This window comes from Streptomyces sp. NPDC006450, assembly GCF_040612195.1.
In the GTDB taxonomy this organism is placed as follows: Bacteria; Actinomycetota; Actinomycetes; order Streptomycetales; family Streptomycetaceae; genus Streptomyces.
Map to the genome: position 1 here is coordinate 1 of NZ_JBEXPT010000210.1, position 5443 is coordinate 5443.

Annotated in this window: 6 protein-coding genes and 1 pseudogene; all 7 read right to left on the reverse strand. The window is 69.1% G+C overall.

Annotated elements, in window-relative coordinates:
- Window positions 1–517: pseudogene (locus tag ABZY57_RS31745) on the reverse strand (primosome assembly protein PriA); the annotation flags it as partial.
- Window positions 518–630: 113 nt separating this feature from the next.
- On the reverse strand, window positions 631–1839 hold the full coding sequence (gene metK, locus ABZY57_RS31750) for a methionine adenosyltransferase (protein WP_356517849.1): 1209 nt from the start codon (window positions 1837–1839) through the stop codon (window positions 631–633).
- Between the two features lie 195 nt (window positions 1840–2034).
- Window positions 2035–3249: a bifunctional phosphopantothenoylcysteine decarboxylase/phosphopantothenate--cysteine ligase CoaBC gene (gene coaBC / locus ABZY57_RS31755; RefSeq protein ID WP_356517851.1), complete on the reverse strand. Its 1215-nt coding sequence runs from the start codon at window positions 3247–3249 to the stop codon at window positions 2035–2037.
- Between the two features lie 108 nt (window positions 3250–3357).
- A complete protein-coding gene (rpoZ, locus tag ABZY57_RS31760; protein ID WP_004948662.1) occupies window positions 3358–3630 on the reverse strand; it encodes a DNA-directed RNA polymerase subunit omega in 273 nt (90 codons plus the stop codon).
- Window positions 3631–3709: 79 nt separating this feature from the next.
- Window positions 3710–4273: a guanylate kinase gene (gmk, locus tag ABZY57_RS31765; protein WP_327251766.1), complete on the reverse strand. Its 564-nt coding sequence runs from the start codon at window positions 4271–4273 to the stop codon at window positions 3710–3712.
- Window positions 4274–4334: 61 nt separating this feature from the next.
- A complete protein-coding gene (gene mihF / locus ABZY57_RS31770; RefSeq protein ID WP_243334344.1) occupies window positions 4335–4658 on the reverse strand; it encodes an integration host factor, actinobacterial type in 324 nt (107 codons plus the stop codon).
- A 245-nt stretch (window positions 4659–4903) separates the two neighbouring features.
- Window positions 4904–5158 carry a hypothetical protein gene (locus ABZY57_RS31775; protein ID WP_356517854.1) on the reverse strand — a complete coding sequence of 85 codons (255 nt, stop codon included), beginning with the start codon at window positions 5156–5158 and terminating at the stop codon, window positions 4904–4906.
- Window positions 5159–5443: the final 285 nt, after the last annotated feature.

Here is a 5443-nt window from a genome sequence, read left to right on the forward strand (position 1 = left end):
GCTTGGCCTCGGCGCGGGCGCTGCGCGCGGGCAGTGCGAGCTGGAGCACGTCGGCGAGGCTGCCGGCGTACCGGTCGGCGACGGCGCGGGCGAGGGCGAGCATGCGGGGGCCGAGCACGACCTCGGGCGAGACGACCTGGGCGAGGGCCGCGAGGGCTCCGTCGTAGTCGGACTCGGCGCGGCGCTCGATGACGAAGCCGTCGATGAGTCCGCCGCCCTCGCGGCGGCCGCCGTGGACCCGGTGGGAGCCCGCGCCGAAGCGGACCCGGACGCGGACACCGGGCTGGGCGGACTCGGAGAGTTCGGCGGGGACGGCGTAGTCGAAGAGCCGGTCGAGGTGGAGCACGCCCTTGTTGACGAGGACCCGGGCCACGGGCAGTTCCTCGGCGACGGCGGCTCCGCGCCAGGTGCGCGGCTTGGCCTTGGGCGCCTTGGCCTTCGCCTCGGCGACCATCTCCCGCATCAGCGCCAGCTGCTCCGGCGGGGAATCGTTCGCGCTGCTCACACCAGCATTCATACCAAACGACACCGACAAGGACGGGGTCGGTGGGGTGGCCCTCCCCCGACGCGTACGGCCCCGGACCTTGGGGTCCGGGGCCGTAGGGCGTCGAGCGGTGCCGGTGGTGCTGCTTACAGGCCCGCGGCCGTGCGCAGGGCGTCCACGCGGTCGGTGCGCTCCCAGGTGAAGTCCGGCAGCTCGCGGCCGAAGTGGCCGTAGGCGGCGGTCTGGGCGTAGATCGGGCGGAGCAGGTCGAGGTCGCGGATGATCGCGGCCGGGCGCAGGTCGAAGACCTGGCCGATGGCGTCCTCGATCTTCTGCACGTCCACCTTGTGCGTGCCGAAGGTCTCCACGAACAGACCGACGGGCTCGGCCTTGCCGATCGCGTACGCGACCTGGACCTCGCAGCGCGAGGCCAGACCGGCGGCGACGACGTTCTTGGCGACCCAGCGCATGGCGTACGCGGCGGAACGGTCGACCTTGGACGGGTCCTTGCCCGAGAAGGCGCCGCCACCGTGACGGGCCATGCCGCCGTAGGTGTCGATGATGATCTTGCGGCCGGTCAGGCCGGCGTCGCCCATCGGGCCGCCGATCTCGAAGCGGCCGGTCGGGTTGACCAGCAGGCGGTAGCCCTCGGTGTCGAGCTTGATGCCGTCCTCGATCAGCTGGCTCAGGACGTGCTCGACCACGAATTCACGGATGTCCGGGGCGAGCAGCGAGTCCAGGTCGATGTCCGCCGCGTGCTGCGAGGACACGACGACCGTGTCGAGGCGGACGGCCTTGTCGCCGTCGTACTCGATGGTGACCTGGGTCTTGCCGTCGGGACGCAGGTACGGGATGGTCCCGTTCTTGCGGACCTCGGACAGCCGCTTGGAGAGGCGGTGCGCGATGTGGATCGGGAGCGGCATGAGCTCGGGGGTCTCGTCGCAGGCGTACCCGAACATCAGGCCCTGGTCGCCGGCGCCCTGCTTGTCGAGCTCGTCCTCGTCGCCCTCGACCCGCTTCTCGTACGCGGTGTCGACGCCCTGCGCGATGTCCGGGGACTGCGCGCCGATGGACACCGACACGCCGCAGGAGGCGCCGTCGAAGCCCTTCTTCGAGGAGTCGTAGCCGATCTCGAGGATCTTGTCGCGGACGAGCTGCGCGATGGGCGCGTACGCCTTCGTCGTCACCTCTCCCGCGATGTGGACGAGACCGGTGGTGATGAGGGTCTCCACGGCGACGCGCGAGGTCGGGTCCTCGGTGAGGAGCGCGTCGAGAATGGTGTCGCTGATCTGGTCAGCGATCTTGTCGGGGTGACCCTCGGTCACAGACTCCGAGGTGAACAGGCGACGGGACACAACGCTCCCTGGGGTTGCAGCGGCTGCTGGCTGAAATGTTGGTGGAACCACATCGGAGGCTGCGCCCGATCACGTTCCGGCTGCAGTTTATCGGTCGCCACCGTTCGCCGGACCACCCGTCTCGCCCTATGGGAGCCGTGTGACCTGCGACACTCCATTCTTACCCACGGATCAGTCCGCGGAAAGGCCCTCCGCTCAGGCGCGTCGCGCTCCGATGCGCGGTGCCACCTGATCCCAAATCACGTCCGCGAGCGTTTCCTTCGGTCCGTAGGGGACGGCGAGCTCACTTCCGTCGGAGGACAGGATGACGGCCTCGTTCTCCTCGGAACCAAAGGTCTTCGCCTCGCCCACCTCGTTGACGACGAGAAGATCACACTTCTTGCGGAGGAGCTTGCTCCGCCCGTTGGCCAGGACGTCGTCGGTCTCGGCGGCGAAACCCACGACGACCTGGCCCTCCCGGGCCCGGTCGGCGGAAATCTCCGCGAGAATGTCCGGATTCCGCACGAGGGCGACCGGCGCGGGGTCCTGCCCGTCCTTCTTCTTGATCTTCCCGCCCGCGTACTCGGCCGGCCGGAAGTCGGCCACGGCCGCGGCCATCACCACCGCGTCGGCGTCCGCGGCGGCCTTGAGCACGGCCTCGCGCAGCTGCAGGGCCGTCCCGACCCGTACGAGGTCCACCCCGGCCGGGTCGGCGAGCGCGGCGTTGGCGGAGACCAGGGTGACCCTGGCCCCGCGGGCGACCGCGGTACGGGCGAGGGCGTAGCCCTGCTTGCCGGAGGAGCGGTTGCCGAGGAAGCGGACCGGGTCCAGCGGTTCGCGCGTACCGCCCGCGCTGATCACCACGTGCCGGCCGGCGAGGTCGGGCTCGGACACCCCGCGGGCCAACACCCTGACGCACACCTCGAAGATCTCCTCGGGGTCGGGGAGCCGCCCCTTGCCGGTGTCCTTGCCGGTGAGCCGGCCGACGGCCGGCTCGATGACAACGGCCCCGCGCCTGCGCAGCGTGGCCACGTTCTCCTGGGTGGCCGGGTGCTCCCACATCTCGGTGTGCATCGCGGGTGCGAACACCACCGGGCAGCGTGCGGTGAGCAGGGTGTTGGTGAGCAGGTCGTCGGCCAGACCGTGGGCGGCCTTGGCGAGCATGTCGGCGGTGGCCGGGGCGACGACGACGAGTTCGGCGGTCTGTCCGATGCGGACGTGCGGCACCTCGTGGACGCTCTCCCACACCTCGGTGGAGGCCGGGTTCCCGGAGAGGGCGGCCCAGGTGGCCTCCCCCACGAAGTTCAAGGACGCCGCCGTGGGCACCACGCGTACGTCGTGCCCGGACTCGGTCAGCCGGCGCAGCAGCTCGCACGCCTTGTAAGCGGCGATCCCGCCACTGACTCCGAGCACGACCTTCGGCTTACCCACCACACACGCCCCTTCGGCTGACGACCGCCACCACACCTATGACACCTATGACACACCACAGGCCCGGCAGATGTTCTGCCGGGCCTGTGGTGAAAGGAAACTCGTGTCTTACTGAGCCGGGGCCTCGATGGCCTCGGAGGTCAGCAGACCCGCGTTGATCTCGCGCAGCGCGATCGAAAGCGGCTTCTCGTGGACGTGGGTGTCCACCAGCGGGCCGACGTACTCGAGCAGGCCCTCACCGAGCTGCGAGTAGTACGCGTTGATCTGACGCGCGCGCTTGGCCGCGTAGATCACGAGGCTGTACTTCGAGTCCGTGGCCTCGAGCAGCTCGTCGATCGGCGGGTTGATGATGCCCTCGGGCGCAGTAATGGAAGAGGACACGCTCTACCTTCCGAAGATGGGGTAAGACCTAGAAGTGTCGAATTCGGACCGTCCGGACCGGTTGAACACCGGTCAACGATCAGACGACATTCATCAACGTTAGCAGCTCGCGCGCCACGTCCTCGACCGAGGTGTTGACCAGAGTGGTGTCGAACTCGGATTCGGCAGCCAGTTCGATCTTGGCGGCGCCGAGCCTGCGCTCGACGACCTCGGCCGATTCGGTGCCGCGGCCGGTGAGCCGGCGGACCAGTTCGTCCCAGCTCGGAGGAGCCAGGAAGACCAGCTGCGCCTCGGACATGGACTCGCGTACGAGCCGTGCGCCCTGGAGATCGATCTCCAGCAGGACCGGCTCGCCGTTCTCCAGGCGTTCCAGCACTGCGCCGCGTGGTGTGCCGTAGCGGTTGCCCGCGAACTCGGCCCACTCCAGCAGCTCGCCATTGGCGATCAGCTTGTCGAACTCGTCGTCGTTGACGAAGAAGTAGTGGACTCCGTGTCGTTCACCGGGCCGCGGCTTGCGGGTGGTGGCCGACACCGAGAGCCAGACCTCGGGGTGAACCTTGCGCATATGCGCGACGACCGTGCTCTTGCCGACCCCCGAAGGGCCGGAGAGCACGGTCAGCCGCGGACGAACCTCTGCTGCCATAGAGCGATTATCCAGCTTCTCGGGACTGCCTGAGAACGCCGGGAGAACTTCGGACGACGCCTTAGGCGGCGTTGCCGCCGAACTCGCGCTCCAGAGAGGCGATCTGGTTGGAACCGAGACCTCGGACACGCCGGGACTCGGAGATGCCGAGGCGCTCCATGAGCTGCTTGGCGCGCACCTTGCCGACGCCAGGCAGGGACTCCAGGAGAGCGGAAACCTTCATCTTGCCGATGACGTCGTTCTCCTGCCCCAGCTTGATGACGTCATGCAGGGAGGCGCCGGAGTGCTTGAGTCGATTCTTCACCTCGGCCCGCTCCCGGCGAGCCGCGGCGGCCTTTTCGAGCGCTGCTGCGCGCTGTTCAGGGGTAAGGGGCGGAAGAGCCACGCCTACGTCACCTCGGATGTCGAACTGTCGGATACGGACCAGTGAAATGCCGGAAGGCATCACACCAGGCGAGCGCCCGAACAGCGGTGGTGCTCGATCGCTGCTCGTTCACTCTGCTCGGAGACTAGCGGCCATGACCGCTCCAGTCAGCGAGAACGGACGAAAAGTCCTGGTCAGCCTCCACTGAACCGTACATCACGGACAAACCACCCCGGATTTGTCCGGTGAAGGACGTTCCAATTTCGTCAGAGAGCGCGATGAGCGAGTCCGACGGCCGCTTCGAACGCCCCGATCCCGCGTACGGCGAGTGCCGCGCGCGGCTCGTCGCGGATCCGCAGGGGTTCGAAGGGATCGTTGAACAGGACCGCCCCCACCGCCACGCCCGAAGCGCCCGCGCGTACGCGTGCGAGCGCGTCCCGGCCGGTGGCGGTCCCCCGCCTCGAGGGCCCGTCGGCGCCCGCGTGCGTACAGGCGGCCGCGGTGTCGGTGATCCGCGTCACACCGAGGAGGCGTCGGCCCCGATGCCGACCGCTCCGGGCAGCGGCCGCGCCTTGGAGGTCCTCGGGCAGGGTTCCGGCGTCGTCCCGGCGGACGGGTGCCGTCGAGAACGGGGCCGGATGTGCAGGAGCGAAGGAATCGGAGCCCGTGTAGATCCCGATGCCGCAGGTCACGGCCTCTTCGACGGCGCTGCAACCACCGTCCCCGGGGGTCCGCCCCCGGGCGCCGCGCCTCGAACGTTCTGTCGCACCGGGTCCTTGAGTTCGGCGAACACGAGGTGTACCCCG

Excerpts from the sequence above, each read along its gene's own strand:
- gmk (WP_327251766.1), bottom strand. The coding sequence starts at position 4,273 with ATGGCAGCAGAGGTTCGTCCGCGGCTGACCGTGCTCTCCGGCCCTTCG.